The sequence below is a fragment of the Halostagnicola larsenii XH-48 genome, from assembly GCF_000517625.1.
GTDB classification, from domain to species: Archaea; Halobacteriota; Halobacteria; order Halobacteriales; family Natrialbaceae; genus Halostagnicola; species Halostagnicola larsenii.
Genome location: NZ_CP007055.1, coordinates 1,385,370 through 1,401,920, shown reverse-complemented (window position 1 = coordinate 1,401,920; position 16,551 = coordinate 1,385,370). Strand labels below are relative to the sequence as shown.

General features: G+C 61.4%; 12 protein-coding genes and 1 pseudogene. 6 read left to right on the top strand and 7 right to left on the bottom strand.

All coding sequences use genetic code 11. The features are described from left to right. The 3 genes from HALLA_RS07165 to HALLA_RS07155 all read left to right on the top strand — a co-directional run bounded on the left by HALLA_RS07165 (nt 1) and on the right by HALLA_RS07155 (nt 3,522). Nucleotides 1–1,188 (top strand): ABC transporter ATP-binding protein, encoded by a 1,188-nt coding sequence (locus HALLA_RS07165; protein WP_049952713.1) that lies wholly within the window; start codon nt 1–3, stop codon nt 1,186–1,188. 158 nt (nt 1,189–1,346) lie between these two features. After that, complete coding sequence (locus tag HALLA_RS07160) at nt 1,347–2,414, top strand: Gfo/Idh/MocA family protein (RefSeq protein ID WP_049952712.1); 1,068 nt, start codon at nt 1,347–1,349, stop codon at nt 2,412–2,414. A gap of 142 nt (nt 2,415–2,556) precedes the next feature. Continuing rightward, complete coding sequence (locus tag HALLA_RS07155) at nt 2,557–3,522, top strand: sugar phosphate isomerase/epimerase family protein (RefSeq protein WP_049952711.1); 966 nt, start codon at nt 2,557–2,559, stop codon at nt 3,520–3,522. Nucleotides 3,523–3,606: 84 nt separating this feature from the next. Here the strand turns inward: HALLA_RS07155 and HALLA_RS07150 are convergent, their stop codons facing one another. Beyond that, a complete protein-coding gene (locus HALLA_RS07150; RefSeq protein WP_049952710.1) occupies nt 3,607–3,918 on the bottom strand; it encodes a HalOD1 output domain-containing protein in 312 nt (103 codons plus the stop codon). Between the two features lie 259 nt (nt 3,919–4,177). Here HALLA_RS07150 and HALLA_RS07145 point away from each other — a divergent pair, with 259 nt between their 5' ends. After that, nucleotides 4,178–5,341: a tubulin/FtsZ family protein gene (locus HALLA_RS07145; RefSeq protein ID WP_049952709.1), complete on the top strand. Its 1,164-nt coding sequence runs from the start codon at nt 4,178–4,180 to the stop codon at nt 5,339–5,341. Between the two features lie 60 nt (nt 5,342–5,401). On the opposite strand, the gene HALLA_RS07140 is transcribed toward HALLA_RS07145, so the two are convergent. The 3 genes and pseudogenes from HALLA_RS07140 to HALLA_RS07130 form a co-directional block, all read right to left on the bottom strand. Next, nucleotides 5,402–6,100 (bottom strand): 6-hydroxymethylpterin diphosphokinase MptE-like protein, encoded by a 699-nt coding sequence (locus HALLA_RS07140; RefSeq protein ID WP_049952708.1) that lies wholly within the window; start codon nt 6,098–6,100, stop codon nt 5,402–5,404. A 497-nt stretch (nt 6,101–6,597) separates the two neighbouring features. Beyond that, nucleotides 6,598–7,464: pseudogene (gene folP, locus HALLA_RS07135) on the bottom strand (dihydropteroate synthase); the annotation flags it as partial. Nucleotides 7,465–7,611: 147 nt separating this feature from the next. Continuing rightward, nucleotides 7,612–8,874, bottom strand: a complete 1,263-nt coding sequence (locus HALLA_RS07130; protein WP_049952707.1) for a Cdc6/Cdc18 family protein — start codon at nt 8,872–8,874, stop codon at nt 7,612–7,614. Between the two features lie 1,162 nt (nt 8,875–10,036). Here HALLA_RS07130 and HALLA_RS07125 point away from each other — a divergent pair. Then, nucleotides 10,037–10,798, top strand: a complete 762-nt coding sequence (locus HALLA_RS07125) for an RNA methyltransferase (protein WP_049952706.1) — start codon at nt 10,037–10,039, stop codon at nt 10,796–10,798. Between the two features lie 13 nt (nt 10,799–10,811). Here the strand turns inward: HALLA_RS07125 and gatE are convergent, their stop codons facing one another. Genes gatE through btuC form a run of 3 tightly spaced genes read right to left on the bottom strand, consistent with a single transcriptional unit; the run spans nt 10,812 to nt 15,271 of the window. Continuing rightward, nucleotides 10,812–12,686 carry a Glu-tRNA(Gln) amidotransferase subunit GatE gene (gatE, locus tag HALLA_RS07120; protein ID WP_049952705.1) on the bottom strand — a complete coding sequence of 625 codons (1,875 nt, stop codon included), beginning with the start codon at nt 12,684–12,686 and terminating at the stop codon, nt 10,812–10,814. A 36-nt stretch (nt 12,687–12,722) separates the two neighbouring features. Beyond that, nucleotides 12,723–14,144 (bottom strand): heme ABC transporter ATP-binding protein, encoded by a 1,422-nt coding sequence (locus HALLA_RS07115; protein ID WP_084568947.1) that lies wholly within the window; start codon nt 14,142–14,144, stop codon nt 12,723–12,725. Continuing rightward, nucleotides 14,141–15,271 (bottom strand): vitamin B12 ABC transporter permease BtuC, encoded by a 1,131-nt coding sequence (gene btuC, locus HALLA_RS07110; protein WP_049952704.1) that lies wholly within the window; start codon nt 15,269–15,271, stop codon nt 14,141–14,143. The genes HALLA_RS07115 and btuC overlap by 4 nt, the downstream gene beginning before the upstream one ends. Nucleotides 15,272–15,332: 61 nt before the next feature. On the opposite strand from btuC, the gene HALLA_RS07105 reads away from it, so the two are divergent. Next, a complete protein-coding gene (locus HALLA_RS07105; RefSeq protein WP_049952703.1) occupies nt 15,333–16,478 on the top strand; it encodes a PGF-CTERM-anchored ABC transporter substrate-binding protein in 1,146 nt (381 codons plus the stop codon). Nucleotides 16,479–16,551 lie beyond the last annotated feature (73 nt).

The window sequence follows — 16,551 nt, the reverse complement described above, 5'->3', positions numbered from 1 at the left end:
ATGGCACGAGTACGACTCGAACACGTCACGAAACGCTACGAAGACATCACCGCAGTGGACGATATCTCACTCGACATCGAGGACGGAGAATTCCTCTGTCTCGTCGGGCCCTCTGGCTGCGGGAAATCGACGACGATGGAGACCGTCGCCGGGCTGACGAAGCCGACCGACGGCACCATCTACATCGGCGAGCGCGAGGTCACGAATCTCGCGCCGAAAGACAGGGGCGTCGCGATGGTCTTTCAGAACATCGCGCTGTTTCCCCACCTGGACGTCTTCGAAAACATCTCGTTCGGGCTTCGGCTGCGAACCTACGACGACGACGAGATCGAACGGCGCGTCTCTCAGGCCGCCGACATCGTCCAGCTAGAGGGGATGTTAGAGCGGATGCCCGACGAGCTATCGGGCGGACAGCGCCAGCGGGTGGCGATCGCCCGCGCGATCGTCAGAAATCCGGGCGTGTTCCTGATGGACGAACCCCTCGCGAATCTCGACGCGAAACTGCGCGTCCACATGCGGACCGAACTCCAGCGGCTCCATCGGGAGCTACAGACGACGGTCATCTACGTCACGCACGATCAAGCCGAGGCGATGACGATGGCAGACCGCATCGCCGTCTTAGACGCCGGGAGACTCCAGCAGATCGATCCGCCGCTGGTCTGTTACAACGAGCCGGACAACCTGTTCGTCGCCGGCTTCATCGGCTCGCCGTCGATGAATTTCATCGAGGGAGAACTCGTCGAGGATGGGCTCGAGACGCCGAACTTTCACGTCGCGTTCGACCCATCTCGCGTTCCCGACACGTCCATCGGACGGTCCGTTACGCTCGGGATTCGACCCGAGGACATCCACCTCGCGACGAAGTCAGAGACAGTTACCCAGTCGACACAGCCGATCTCGACCCGAACGGACGTCATCGAACCGATGGGTGACGAGATGTTCGTCTACCTGTTGCTCTCGGAAGGCGCCGAGGGCGGGATGGATCGAGATGCTGCCTCCTCACCGGATCAGCTACTGATGAGCGTCACGTCCGATACCCAGATCACCGACGACCAGCAGGCCGATGTCGTCTTCGACGGCACGAAGGTTCACCTGTTCGATACGGAAACGGGAACGGCGCTCACCCACGGGATCGCAGAACGCGGCGGAGCGGACGACGGAGCGACGATGACCGAGGCAGACGATTGAAACGACCTCCCCTCGTGATCGGCCGTTCGAGGCGAAAGCGCCCGCTCCCTCGCTCGCTGCAAATCGCCGATGGACCAAAGACGACCGAGTCACTACCTTCGACCGTCGGACAGCCACTGCCGTCGCACAACCCGGACTAGCAGGGCTAATCAGAACCTATGACTCTCGACCGAACCGATATCAAAACCGGAATCGTGGGCCTCGGAAACATCGGTCAGTACCACGCCGAGCGGCTGCTCGAGCTCGGCATCCCGTTGGTCGGGGGGATGGACGTCGCCCCAGAGGCGCGAAAACGGTTCGGGCGGCGGTACGACGTCGACGTGTACGAGGACTACGAAGAGCTATACGACGTTGCCGAGGCGATTATCATCACGACGCCGAACAAGTTTCACGAGCAGTACGCCGTTGCAGCCTTCGAAGACGACCTTCACGTCCTGCTCGAGAAGCCACTCGCCCACACGCTCGAGAGCGCAGAGCGGATCGCCGAGGCGGCCACGGAGTCGTCCGGGGTCACGATGGTCGGATTCAACAATCGCTTCGCAAACACGGTTCAGATCGTTAAAAATCGGATCGAACGAGGAGAACTGGGAACCGTCCAGCACCTCGAGGCCAACTACGTTCGTAGACGGGGGATCCCCGGACGCGGTTCGTGGTTCACCCGGCGAGCGATCGCCGGCGGCGGCGCGCTCATCGACCTCGGCGTGCACGCGGTCGATCTGTCGCTCTATCTGCTCGGGTACCCACAGGTCGAGGAAGTAACCGGTGTGACACGCGGCGAGTTCGGCTCTCGAGACGAATACGCCTATCTCGATATGTGGGGAACCGACTCCGGGCCGAGCGAGTTCGACGTCGACGACTCCGCGAGCGCTTTCGTGCGCTGTGAACAAAATCAGACGATTTCGCTCGAGGTAGCCTGGGCGACCAATCGCCCCGAAAGCCACGAGTTCGTCGTTCGCGGCACCGACGCAGCCGCGAGGTTCGATCTTCTCGAGAACGACTTGAGCGTGCACTCGGCCAGTAAAACCGGTCCGGATCACCTCGAAGATACGTCGATAACGACCCGACAGAACGATACCCACAGCGACGAACAGGCCGCGTTTTTCGACGCGATCGGTACCGATATCGACCTCGAGAACAGCGTCGAGCAGGCACTCGACGTCCAACGGATTATCGACGCGATCTATCGATCGAGCGACGACGGGAGCACGATTTCGTTCTCGAGTTGACGCTGGGTGGTCACTCGTTCCCGCAATCGAAGGATTTCTACGGACCATCGGTCGTGGTCCGTGGGTTACTGATTCCGTGGGTTACTGATTGGGGCGTTGACAAGCCCCCGTCTTATATCGCCGCTGGCGTCAAACGAACCCTATGGAGATCGGTCTGCACACCCCGCCGCTGGCGAACGAATCTCTCGAGGGTGCACTCGCGTACTGCAACGAACAGGGCGTTACCGCGATTGAACCCGGCGCCGGCGGATTTCCGGGACAGGATCACCTGGCACGTGCCGATTTCTTAGACGACGACGACGCGCAGGCCGACCTCGAAGACGTCCTCGAGACGTACGAAGTCCGAATCAGCGCGCTCGCCGTTCACAACAATCCGCTCCACCCGAACGAACATCGAGCGGAGACGGCATCGAGGGAGCTTCGAGAGGCGATTCAGCTTGCCGACCAGCTCGAGGTGTCCACGGTGACCTGCTTTTCGGGGCTGCCCGCCGGCGGCCCGGACGACGAGGTACCGAACTGGATTACGGCGCCGTGGCCGTCCGAACACGCCGACGCGCTCGAATACCAGTGGGATCTCGCCCTCGAGTTCTGGGCAGACCTCGCTGAGTTCGCCGCGGACCACGGAGTCGACGTCGGAATCGAAATGCACCCGAACATGCTGGTGTACGAACCCCACGGACTACTCCGATTGCGCGAAGCGACCAACGACCGGGTCGGGGCCAACTTCGATCCGTCACACCTCTACTGGCAGGGAATCTCCATCATGGACGCGATCCGACTGCTCGGCGATCACGGGGCGATCAACCACGTCCACGCCAAAGATACCAGAATCTACGAATCGCAGACCCGAGAGAAGGGCGTTCTCGATACGACGCCGTACGACGACGAACCGAATCGGTCGTGGCTGTTTCGGTCCGTCGGCTATGGACACGACGAGCGCCACTGGAAAGACATCGTTTCGACGTTACGCATGGTCGGCTACGACGGCGTTCTGAGCATCGAACACGAAGATTCGCTCACCAGTTCGCGCGAGGGTCTCGAGAAGGCGATCGAGTTTCTCGAGCGGGTTCGCTTCGATACGAAACCCGGAGACGCATACTGGAGCTGACTCGAAGGGGAGACACGGTTGTCCCGAGTAGCTACCGACGGCGCACTCGAGACCGAATGGTCCGTCCGGCCCGGAGCTTGAGTATCAGTTATCGACTGAATTGACCGCCCCGGTGGAGGAACTCACCTCCGAAACGTCGACCCGGCCGCCGTCGTACACGACGATATCGTATCCCTCGTACGTGAAGGAAACTCGAATACCGGACCGGCTCGATTCGTCCGGGTGATCAAACAGGAAGTCGAGCGCTTCGGGATCGATTGCAGAATACAGCGGTTCGTACGCGGGCGGCCTGAGATCCACAACATCGACACCTTCGGCACTTGCGACGGCTTCGATGATGGCTTGGCTCGGGGGGAGCTGCCGACCGGCCGTGGAAGTGTCTGTTGGATAGACCATAACCAATGCTAACTCTTGACAAGCAATAAGTTTGCTGGTTATTTTCGGGTGTATTCGACTTCTCACCCCCACTTCGTCAACCGCTGTTCGACGCGTTCGTTCACGAATCGATGATAGTATTGAATGCCTGATTGTGTTTTTATCGATCGTATGCGACCCATAACAATACTCACTATTCCGGACGTGATGAACGTGGAACCCGTTCCCGTTTCGGCGGGACCCCGCCGATCGATCCCGGAGAACGGCCACATCGCAAGCTATGAAACTCGCACTCATCGGCTTCGGCCAGGCAGGCGGGAAAGTTGTCGACGAGTTCCTGGCGTACGAGCGTACGATCGACGGGAGCTTCGTCGAATCGGCGATCGCGGTCAACTCCGCGACGGCCGATCTGCAAGGGCTCGAGCAGATACCAACGGAGAACCGAGTACTCATCGGGCAGACGCGGGTGAAAGGACACGGCGTCGGCGCTGACAACGAACTCGGAGCGACGGTGACCGAAGAGGACATCGACGAGATACAGGGTGCCGTCGATTGCGTTCCAGTCCACGAAATCGACGCCTTCCTGGTCGTCGCCGGAATGGGCGGCGGAACCGGTTCGGGCGGCGCACCCGTCCTCGCAAAACACCTCAAGCGCATCTACTCGGAACCCGTGTACGGACTCGGGATTCTCCCAGCAACGGACGAGGGTGGCATTTACACGCTCAACGCAGCCCGATCGTTCCAGACGTTCGTCCACGAAGTCGATAACCTACTCGTCTTCGACAACGACGCCTGGCGACAGACTGGCGAATCGGTACGCGGCGGCTACGGGCAGATAAACCGCGAAATCGCAGAACGGTTCGGGCTCCTGTTCGCGGCCGGCGAGGTCACAGAGGGAGACCACGTCGCCGAGAGCGTCGTCGACTCCTCGGAGATCATCAACACGCTCTCCGGCGGCGGCATTTCGACGGTCGGGTACGCTCGAGAAACCGTCGAAAACCCTACTGACGGGCTCCTCTCTAAATTCCGCGATGGGCACTCGACCGACGAACTGTCCGCAACCAACCGGATGACGAGCCTGATCCGAAAGGCAGCGCTCGGTCGACTCACGCTTCCCTGTGACATCTCGAGTGCTGAACGCGGGCTCGCAGTCGCGACTGGACCGCCGGCGTATCTCAACAGAAAGGGCGTCGAACGCGGACGCAAGTGGCTCGAGGAAGAAACGGGGAGTATGGAGATCCGCGGCGGCGATTACCCGCTGGTCGGGGAACGCGAGGTCGGATCGATCGTCCTCTTGAGCGGCGTGACATCAGTTCCTCGAATCGAGACGCTACAGCAGGTCGCGATCGACGCCAAACACCGAACCGCGGACGTTCAGGCCCAGAGTCACGAGCAGTTCTCGTCGCTCATGGACACCGGCGGCGAGATCGACGCGCTCTTCTGATCGCCCGCTGCTTTCCGCGTCGCTTCTCGGAGACGACGATGCGGACCGTCGTGAAACGATTTACTCGAGCGAGAGCGCGCTGGTGTCGATCGACTCGCGATGGCCGTCGAGAACGGAGAACCGCTCGTTACGCCGCGTCTCGAGTAAGTACAGGAGTCGCCGCGCCCACCGGAGCTTTTTGGCTTTCATCGAGTCGACGGAGGTGTCTTCGAAGTCCCAACCGACGAAAACGAGCCGACCGGCACCGAGTGCGTCCGCGAGAAACGCCGCTCGATCACCGTCAGTAAAGCCGCCCGGATTCCGAACGGGACCGGCCGGGGCAGCCTGCGTCGTCGGCAACACGTACTCGAGGCGACATCGCGGGACGACATCCCGAACCGCTCCGATGTTGTCCCCGTGTGCGTGTACCGCTACGGGCGTGCCTCGCTCGGTCAACCGAACGACCGTCTCCGGATTCTTATCGAGATCCGTCACCATGCAATCGACCGGGATATCGTGCGCTTCGAGCGTATCGACCGCGGTCGACGCCCCGAAGACGACGTCGCACCCTCGAGCGCGCTCGAGCGAGTCTCGCGTCTCGAGGGACGGTCCCGCCCCCGCGATCGCGACGGTTGACCCCCGAGTCGCACGGAGTCGCTCGAGATCGAACGGCTCGGTCAGTTTCGCGAGGATATCGCGTGCGCGTTCGTCGGCCGCTCGGTCGAAGCCGAAATCCACCAAAATGGCCTCGTAAACGGGTTCGAATTCGTGGTACTCCATAAACTGATTGCTCGGCGTACGTGCTGTGAGCTTTCTATCACTCCGTTTCTGCCGAGGATAGTTGTCACTTCGGAATGTAGGACCACAATAATTCCGTGTTGTGGGCCGGGGGTCGCCTCCAAAGTACCCCTACCCGGGAGGCCGCCCGGCGTCCACTCCCTTCTTTCGAATCCTCCGGCATAAGCTTTCTCTTACCGAAGGACCCATCCGTGATCCGTCCAGCACGCAGTAATAATGTCGTTTTCATCGCATAGAACGCTTGAACGTCGGGAAATTGGCTCTGGTATTTTCGATAACTCGTATTCGAGGAGACGGTCGGAAGCCACAGACGGCACGGGCCGATTCGACCACCTGCAGTCGGTTGGTAGCGCTGGTGTCGTTCTCGGTGTGCCGGTCGATTCCGATGATCGAAGCGAACTGGTCGTAAGTGGGCTGTTGTTGGTGCTAAGTGAGTCGGTGCAGGGCCAAGTGGGTCGTTGCAGGTGCCCTCAAGCCTGTGACGGTTGTTCGGCGAACACTGAGCCGATACGGGCGGCATCGCGAGTCTCGGCGACGTCGTGGGTACGAACGATGTGTGCTCCGCGTTCGATCGCCATCGAGGTCGCCGCGAGACTTGCCGGGAGTCGGTCGTCGGTTCCGCGGTCTGCGATCTCGCCGAGGAAGTTTTTTCGATTGATCGAGATCAACATCGGCCGATCCAGCGCACGAAAGTCCGACAACCGTCGAAACGTCTCGCGGTCGTGCTCGGTCGTCTTGGCTTCACTCCAACCGCCGAAGGCCGGATCGACGATGGTCTTCTCGGTGAATCCGTTCTGTTTGAGCGCTTCGTAGACCATATCGACGTAGTCTGCAGCGTCTGCCCACTCGCTAGACCGTCGACTCGCCCAGTCGGTTTCCTCGACCGCTCCCGGCCGCTCGAGATCGGGTGGACTGGCCATCTTCACGACGGCGGCGTCGTGGTCCCGACAGACGGTCGGCATCTTCGGATCGGCGAAGCCACAGATGTCGTTGACCATATCGAAGCCTCGAGAGAGGGCTTCGTCCGCGACGGTGGCATAGCGCGTTTCGATCGAAAACACCGCGTCCCCGGAGACGTGATCGATCGTCTCGAGCGCGACGTGGAGTCGCTCGAGTTCCTCTTCGGCTGTGAGGACTTCGAACCGCTTGTTCGCCGACTCGAGGCCGATATCGACGATGTCAGCCCCTTCGCCGATCAACGCCTCGTCGACGTACGCGGCCGCGTCGACGGGATCGTCGTACACGCTCGGATCGTAGGGCGATTCCTCGCTGACGTTCAGGACGCCCATAATCCGTGCCGGGTACTCGTCGCCGATACCCAGCCCAGCGGCGTCGACGCTGTTCATACCCCCAGTGAGAACGGAAGACAAAAAGGTATCGCGGTTGCGGTCGGATAGCTCGGTTAGTCGGGAGATGGCTTCGAAGCGCCGTGGTGGGAACTAGCGAATATTGTCGAGATAGTAGTACGGCGGATCCATGCTGGTGACAGCGGTCTATCGGCCGGGTCGAGTCTGCTGCGTCTCCGTGTCGGCCCCCTCTTCGAGCAACGCGAGTCGGGAATCGCGCAACAGCACCTTCTCGACGATCGACGGGTTCTCGAGCAACCTGTGTTTCGCGTGAGCGCCGCGCCCGCGTCCTCGCCCCGTCCGTTCGGACTGGATCACGTTGAGGAAGTTCTGCTCCTGGAGAATCTCCTGAACGCGGCGTTCCGAGAGGATGTCGAAGTCCAGCCGTCTCGCGAGTTCTTTGTACTGATTGTAGATAATTTTCGTCGGGAACTCCTTTTCGGAACTGTTCTGGGTCAACACCGTGAGCGCATACAAGATTGCTTTCGCCTGCTGTGGCGATCCTTCGATCAGTTCGTTGAACCGATCGGCCTCGGTCTTTTCTTTCGCTTCGCGGACGTTTTCGGCGGTAACGCGTGCGTCGTTTTGTTTCTTCGCGAGCCGACCCGCGTTTCGGAGAATATCGATCGCCTTCCGTGCGTCACCGTGTTCCTGTGCCGCGAGCGCCGAAGTCAACGGAATCACGTCGTCTTCGAGCACGCTATCGTGGAAGGCATCTTGGCGTTTCTCGAGGATTTCGACCAGTTGATTCGCATCGTACGGAGAGAAGACGAGTTCGTCTCGAGAGAGACTCGATTTGACCCGTTCGGAGAGGTGGTCCGGAAAGTCGATCTTGTTCGAGATACCGATAATGCCGATGGATGCATCCGAGATCCGTCGGTTCTCGCCGGCGCGAGAGAGTTTGCGAAGGATTTCGTCGTCCTCAAGCATGTCGATCTCGTCGAGGATGACGATCGTTACGTCGGTGCAGTGATCGATCGTTTGCCAGAGTCGCTTGTAGTAGTCGCCGGTCCCGAGCCCTCGATCAGGCACCGTGACACCGCTGTTTTCGGGTTCGTTGACGATCTGTGCGATCGTTTTGACGACCGACGCTTCGGTGTTTTGCTCGCCGCAGTCGATGAAGGCGTACTTGACCGTCACGTCGTCGCGTCCGGCTTCCGTGATCACCCGCTGAGTAACCGACCGCGAGATGAGGGATTTGCCGGTTCCAGTTTTCCCGAAGATAAACAGGTGATTCGGCTCGCTCCCGAACACTGCAGGGTTGAGTGCATCAGCGACCCGCTGCATCTGCTCGTCTCGACCGACGATCCTGTCTGGCCCTGGGAGATGCGTTATCTCGAGCAACCGCTCGTCGGCGAAGATCGGATCGTCGTAGCGAAAGAGCGGGTCCCGGTCATCGTTGGAGGACATTCCAATACGCGTGGGATACTAATTGGATTATGATAAACCCATAGGGTTGCCTCGCGTGTGTAAATGTTATATATGTCCCTTTGTTGGGGCCTGAAGAGCGATTATTGTGGACTTTCGTGGGAAGTGCTGCTCTCGCGTTTCTATGAGTGTGCCTGCGTCTGACCCCCCACCAGTGTCGCGAGTGTAAGTGCGTTGAGGAATGGGCGGGGAGGGGCTCGAAGTTGTCGGATTCAGACGGACTCAAATCGGTACTCGAACAGGCTCGAATGAGCAAGTCCTCGAGTGGATAGGTCCTCGAGCGAGCAGGTCCCGTGGTCGAATCGATTCGAGCAGGTAACTCGATTGCTCCAGTCCGTTCTGTCGAGCCAAACTGGCTCGAGAACGAGTGAAACAACCAACGGACGCGACAGACAACCGGTGAGAGCCAGCACCCCGACAGCCAGTGGAGGGCAACACTGACAGCCAGTGAGAGCCAGCATTGACAGCCGGTGAGAAACGTCGTTCGGTCCATCGAGACCTCTGCTCGATCGAAGGCTGATATGGTGGTGCGTGATGTTGGGGGACACACACCCCCGTCGCGTTTGTAACGCCGAAAGAGGGGGTGGGGTGAGAGAATATCGTCGAATTTAGCACTTCCCATCATTTTGCGGACGGGATTACATCCGCGACGGAGGTGTGTTCCAACACAGAACCCCCACCCACATACGCCGTTACAAACGCGAAGGTGGTGTCTCCCCCCTCATTGTTAATCGATATCACGGATGAGAAATTGCCCGTAGGAGCCAAAATAACTCCGACTAATCGCAAATCACCGTTCAAAACCGACTCATACCCTGTACAAACCATCTTAGTCTAGTTATTACACCAGTCAGGATATTCAGTCAATATATTCAGACAGAATGTCATTCATAAATCACACTCATTCATGCACTAGTTATACTAACTAGACTAGCTAGGACTAGAGAACACGAGAAATACAAGGAATCACGGCAATGGGTATCACTTACGAGCAACCCAAATCAACAGCACACCCCCAGCCAATCGTATACACGGTCAATCGCATACTTTCACCCATCAATCCATTTTCGTCCCTCCGTATCCGCCGCTCGAACCATCGCTTTCCGAACAGACTTCTTTTCCCTGCTCACGAATAGCCGAGTACATGGACCCAAGCGATCCGCCTGCCGTGGCCGTCGTCGACGCGACGACCCCGGGAAACGTGGGCACCATCGCTCGAGCGATGAAGAACTTCGGCTTCGAGGATTTACTCCTGGTCGATCCGCCGGAACTCGATCCGGACGGGGAAGCCTACGGCTTCGCTGGCCACGCTCGAGACGATATCCTGCCTGACGCGACGGAGCTTTCGTTCGACGAACTCGTCGAAAACTACCACACGATCGGGTGTACGGCCGTCACGAACGAGGACGACCAGCACCACGTTCGATTTCCGTACTCGACGCCCGCCGAACTCGCCGAGCGATTGCCCGCCGTCGCCGCTCCCACAGTACTGGTTTTCGGCCGCGAACGCGTCGGCCTCACGAACGAGGAACTGAGCCGGATCGACGAAATCTGTTCGATCCCCGCGAGCGCGGAGTATCCCGCACTCAATCTCGGACAGGCGGCGACGATCACGCTCTATGAACTTCGTTCACTCGCACTCGAGGACGGCGACACGCAACTCCCGGACAAAACGCGCGTTCGCGCGCCGGAACCGCTGCTCGAGCGACTCTACGAGCAGTGGGGGGATCTACTCGTAGAACTCAATCATCCCGAAGAGAAACGCGAGAAGACGATGCGAATGATCCGCCGCGTGTACGGCAGAGCGGATCCGACGGAAGGTGAGGTCAACACGTTTCTCGGATTGTTGCGACGGGCGACTGAGCGGCCGGATCAGCAGGTGCCGGACGATCGCTCCAATCAATAACTAGCGAACCTCCTCAGGCTCGCTTTTGAATCTCCTCGCGGAGCAGTTCGCTCACGAGGTCGCCGTCCGCCTTCCCGCGAAGCGCGCCCATACACTCGCCCATCAGTCCGGAAAAGGCTTGCATGCCCTCCTCTTCGACCTGCCCTTCGTTGCGCTCGACGACCTCGACGATCGTTTCCCGAACCTCGTCTTCGCCCGCGGAGCCGAGCCCCGCATCCTCTGCGGCGGCTTCCGGCGACTGTTCGGGCTCTTCTGCCAGCACCGACAACAGGTCCGGAATCCCCTCGTTCGGCAGGTCGCCGTCCTCGGCCATCTCGAGGACGCCCTCGAGATGATCAGCCGTCAACTGATCGACCGGCACGTCGTCGCGCCGGAGTTCCGTGAGCGTCGACTCGAGCGTGGTCGCAGCCAGCGTGGGATCGATACCGTCTGCCACCACGTCCTCGAAGAAGGACATGTGCGTGCCGTAGGCGACCTGTTCGGACAGCCCCTCGCCGAGACCGTACTCCTCCTGGTAGCGCTCGACCTTCTCGGTCAGGAGTTCGGGCTCGGGCACGTCACTCGGGTCGGGTTCGACCGGCGGGACGTCCGTCTCCGGGTACATCCGCGCGGCACCGGGCAGCGGCCGGAGGTATCGAGTCGTCCCGTCGTCGTTGGCCCCACGGGTTTCCTCCGGGACGCCCTCGAGTGCGGTTCGTGCGCGCGCTGCGACGGCCTCGATAGCCGATTCCGCAACGGCAGTCTCCGCGGCGACGATAGCGACGGCGTCGTTTTCGCCAGCGTCGACCGCATCCCGAAGCGACTGGACTTCCTCGTCGGTCACGCCGTAGGCCGGAAGCTCGTCGGTGTGGAAAATTCCCCCCGCTCCGTGGCGTTTCGCGTGATCCGAGAACTCGGTTCCGAGTCGTCGATCCGGCGCGATTTCGCGTCCGACGAGCCCGTCGAATCCGTACAAGGGAACGGCGGTCACCGACCCCCCCGACGAGAGCGCACCGCCGATAACGCCGCTTTCCGTCCCCTCGAAGACCTCGGTCACGGTCCGTGGATCTCCAACGCCGGCATCCCGTTCGGCGAGTTCCTCGACGATTTCGACGAGTTTCGCCTGCCGCCGGACCTCGTTGCGGACGATGTCGTCGATATCGTCCAAACTCTGGACGCCTTTGATCTCGACGCGGGCACCGTCCTCGATGGAGACGTTGACGTCCTGGCGGATCGTCCCGAGCCCGCGCTTTACTTTCCCCGTCGAGCGGAGCAACATCCCGATTCGCTCTGCGGCCTCGAGGGCCTGTTCCGGCGATCGGATATCCGGGCTGGTTCCGATCTCGACCAGCGGAATGCCGAGCCGATCGAGACCGTAGGTGACGCCATCGTCGGTCTCTTCGACGCGCTGGGCGCTTTCTTCCTCGAGCAGGAGGTCCTCGATCCCGACCGCTCCGTCGCTCGTCTCGATCGATCCGCCGGTCGCGATCAGCGTCGACCGCTGGAAGCCCGACGTGTTCGAGCCGTCGACGACGATCTTTCGCATGACGTGGGCCTGATCGACCGGGTTCATGTCCATCAGCTGGGCGACCTCGAGCGCGGTCTCGAGGGCCTCCTCGTCCAGTCGATGCGGGGGTTCGTCGTCCTCCTCGACCAGACAGGTCGAGTCGTAGGCGAGGTAGGTGAACTCGCGCTCGACCTTACTCTCCTCGACGGCGGCGTCGTCGAGTTCGCCGAGTTCGCTGCGCGTCGGGTGGAGATAGCGGGTGAACTGACGCGACGCGTCCTCGGGTTCGCGAATCGCCGTCGGGCACTGACAGAACAGCTTCGTCGCCGTATCGAGTTGCTGGTGGATCTCCAGCCCGGCGACGAGCCCGAGTGCTTCGTAGTCGTACTCGTCCTCGGTCATTGTCGACCACTCGGAGGGCGAAGGGTAAAAAACCGTTCAGTTCGTCCGGGCCGTTCCGGTCGTCGAGTCCGATGGAGCGGTATCTTTCTGGTCGGCGTCGATCGCCTCGTCCCGTTCCGCAACCGCCCGCGAAACCGCCTCGAGGACCCCTTCCGAATCCTCGAGCACGCCTACCAAGTCCTCGGACACACCCGAAGAATCTGCCTCGCGTGCGCGCGAACAGCACTTTTCATACAACTGTCGAGCCTCATCGCCGGCGAAGTGTCGCTCCTCGAACGGCCGCGTCTCGACGACGACGAGGGGTGTCCCGGCTGGCAGTTCCTCGAGAACGAGTTGGTTCCCCGAACTCACCGTGACGTCGGCGAGGACCACCGCGTCGCTCGCCGTCACAGCCGCCTCGAACGCCTCGATGTCTCGCTCGGAGAGCGAATCGAACGGCGCCGCTTCGATTCGCTCAATCTCGAGTCGGCGAGCGGTTTCCGCGGCGATATCGCTGCTCGGAACCGGTCCGAGTGAGGTTCGAACGCCCGCGTTATACAATCGCGCGAGCACGCCGGTCGCCGCCGATCCGGAGCCGAGGACGTGGACGCGATCGGGTATCGTAGGTGCGGTACTCGCCGTTTCGCAATCGTCGTTGTCATCGCGGCCCGAAAGTTCGGCGGCCGGTAGCGCGGTGACCGTCCCCGTTCCAGTAACTGGGTTTTCGGTAACGGCTGCGTTCGAATCGAACACGTCCGAGAGCGTTTCCGCGGTTAGCACGTCCTCGGGCGGTCCCGTTCGCCGAACGCCGCCGTCGGCGAGCATCACCAGCCTGTCACAGTACCGCGCCGCCAGATTCAGGTCGTGGATGGCTGCACAGACCGCTTGGCCGCTCTCGACCAGCTCCCGGACCAACTCGAGGGTCTCGATCTGATGATTGATGTCCAGACTCCCCGTCGGTTCGTCGAGCAAGAGCGCTGGCGTTTCCTGTGCGATGGCTCTGGCGAGGACGACCCGCTGGCGCTGTCCGCCGCTTATCTCGTCGATCGGCCGGTCCGCGAGCTCCTCGGTACGGGTTCGCTCGAGGGCCTGCTCGACCGCGTCCCGATCCGCCTGCGTCGGCGGCGAGAACCGCGACCGATGCGGATACCGCCCCATTTCGACGACGTCTCGAACGGGAAACGAAAACGAGAGGCTCGTATCCTGCGGAACGACCGAGACGAGCCGGCTCGAGGCGCGTGCCGACACGTCGTGAACGGCCACGTCATCGATCGTGATTCGTCCCTTCTCGGGCTCGAGTGCGCCGCTGATCGCACGCAGCAGCGTCGTCTTCCCGGCCCCGTTCGGGCCGACGAGCCCGACGAACTCACCCGGCTCGATGGTGACCGATACGTCCTCGAGGACGCGGACATCGCCGAACGAGATCCCGACGTTTTCGACGGCGATCGCGCCGGAAGTCGCGTTTTCACTCTCGTTCATACCGAATGCACCTCTCGTCGGGTGAGCAAGAACAGGAAAAACGGCGCGCCCAGCGCCGCGGTAACGATGCCGACGGGAACGACGGGCATCCCGAACTCGATCCCGAGCGGCAACGACACCGAATCGAGCCGGGCGATCGTATCGGTCGCGACGAGAAAGGAGGCACCGGCGAGCGCGCTCGTCGGGAGCAAAATCCGGTGATCGGGGCCGACGAGCAGCCGCATGATGTGCGGGACGACCAATCCGACGAAGCCGATGACGCCCGCGACCGCCACCCCCGCGGCCGTGACGATACTCGCGAGCGCGAGCAAGAGCAACTTCGTTCGCTCCACGTTGACGCCGAGGTGCTGTGCGTCCTCTTCGCCGAGCAAGAGGACGTTCATCTCTCGAGTGAAGCCGCCGAGGACGAGGACGCCGATCAGCGAGATCGGCAGGGCGAACGCAACGTCGCCCCAGGAACTGTTCTGGAGGTGCCCCATCATCCAGATGGTCGCTTCTCTGAGGTCGTCGCCGCTGTAGACGAGCATGTAGGAGATGGCCGCGCCGAGAAACGCCTGCACGGCGACGCCCGCGAGGAGCAACGTCGCGACGGGAGTTCTCCCGCCGTCGGTCGCGATCGCGTAGACCAGAAAGGCGGTTCCGAGCGCGCCGACGAACGCCGCGAGGTGGAGCCCCCCGAAGGGAATCAGCGTGGGAAACGCTATCGCCGCGACGGCACCGGCGGCCGCTCCCGAGGAGACGCCGATTATGGAGGGATCGGCAAGCGGGTTCCGAAAGAACCCCTGCATCACGGTTCCAGCGGCCGCCAGCGCGAATCCGACCGTCGCCGCGAGTGCGATCCGGGGCAGTCGCAACGTTTCGACGATGACCTGATGCGTCGTGGCGATGTCGAACGAAAAGACGTTCGTGTACTCGAGGCCCGGAACTGGGATCGTCCAGCCGATCAGCGGAATCGAACCGGTCTCCATCGCGAGTCCAGTCGGCACGGCAATGGCGTTGAGAATCGCCATCGCGACGGTCGGTGGTTCGATCCAGACCGATCCGAGTCCGGCGCTGACGACGACGGCAGCGACGAGGAGGCAACTCAGGCCGGCCGACCAGAGAACGGTTCGGACCGATCGCTTCATCGACACCAACCAGGGTTGGAGTAGCCAAATATTTGTTGAAGTACCGCGGATACACAGCCGAATGCAACGGAAACTGGCAGTATTATTGACCATTGTCCTCGTTACGTCGGCGTTCGCGCCGCTGGCCGCGGCCGGTGAGCCCACCGAAACCGACGCGAGCGAACGGCTGGGTTCGACCAGCGCGGCGCAAGCTGAGTGCGAGTACCCAGCAGAGTTTACCGACGCGACGGGCGAGACCCTCTCGCTCGAGCAAGCGCCCGATTCCGTCGTCGCGCTCCAGCCGAGCGACGCGCAGACGATGTTCGAAATCGGTGCCGAGGATCGACTGACTGGAATGCCCGAAAATCCAGCAACTGCCGACCTCGAGATGGGTGACAGAGAGGCGATGACGGACGGCTACGACGTCCTCGTCGAACAGGTCGTCGCGCTCGATCCCGACCTCGTCCTCGCCGCCAACACGACCGAGGACGGAGACGTCGATCAGCTTCAAGAGGCCGGACTCGACGTCTACGTCTTCGGCGAAGGCAACTCGATCGACGACGTTCGGGAGAACGTACTCACTACGGGCGAACTGGTCGGCGAGTGCGACGGCGCAAATCAAACGGTCGAATGGATGGACGAGCGGATCGAACTCCTCGAGAACGCGACGGCTGACGATACCGAGGACCGACCGCTCGCGTTCTACGACATGCGCGGGGGATCGACCACTGGAACGAACTCCTTCCAGCATGAAGTGCTCACCACTGCCGGCGTTGAGAACCTGGCCGAGCGGGTCGGCCTCGAGCGGTCGTGGGGCGAAATCGACTCGGAACAGATCGTCGAGGAGGATCCCGAGTGGATTATTCACCCCACCGGCGAGGAGGGAGAATTCCCGTTCAGCGCCGGCGTTGAGAACACGACGGCCTACGCCGAGAGTAACGTGATGGCCGTCGATAACAACGCGATGAGCCAACCCGCCCCGCGGGTCGTCTTCGCGATCGAAGAGATCGTTCAGAACATCTACCCCGATTCCTACGCCGAAATCGAGGCGGACTTGGCGAACATCGACGATGAACAACGGGTGTACGACCCAAGTGAACCCGGTGATTCGACAGAAGATGACGGCGGCGAACCGAACGACGACGGTGAGTCGATCCCCGGATTCGGCGTTCCGGTCGCCGTCGCGGCCCTGCTCGCGGTGAGCGCGTTCGCACTCCGCCGACGCTAGGAGTAAGAGCGACACGCTTGCGGCCCGTCCCTGTTTTGTACCGGGTTGATTCTCAGATCATCGTCAGCCGATG